The 244-nt window shown below is 31.6% G+C and carries 1 pseudogene; it reads right to left on the bottom strand.

The features are described from left to right. Positions 1–130 (bottom strand): annotated as a pseudogene (locus IDG63_RS14865) (DUF1516 family protein); the annotation flags it as partial. Between the last annotated feature and the right edge of the window lie 114 nt (positions 131–244).

The following is a 244-nucleotide window of genomic DNA, read 5'->3' as shown; positions in this document are numbered from 1 at the left end:
CGCCATTCATAAATGACTGAATTAATATCCAAAATCCTGAAATTAACGTCAACAGCATAAATAAGCGTAAAATCATGTGCAACGGTTTGAAAAATGGTGATCCGCCTTGATTTTTTGAAATGTTTAAACATAAAAAAAGGACTGGGACATTAAGTTCTTAGGCAATGTAAAAAAGGGCTTGGGACATTAAGTTCTTAGGCAATGTAAAAAAGCTGATTTCTATTAATTATTTGATAGAAATCAG

It is taken from the genome of Staphylococcus sp. EG-SA-14 (genome assembly GCF_017151935.1).
GTDB lineage: Bacteria > Bacillota > Bacilli > Staphylococcales > Staphylococcaceae > Staphylococcus > Staphylococcus aureus.
The sequence above is the reverse complement of the archived record's forward strand: the minus strand, read 5'-3'. Positions and strand labels throughout refer to the sequence as shown.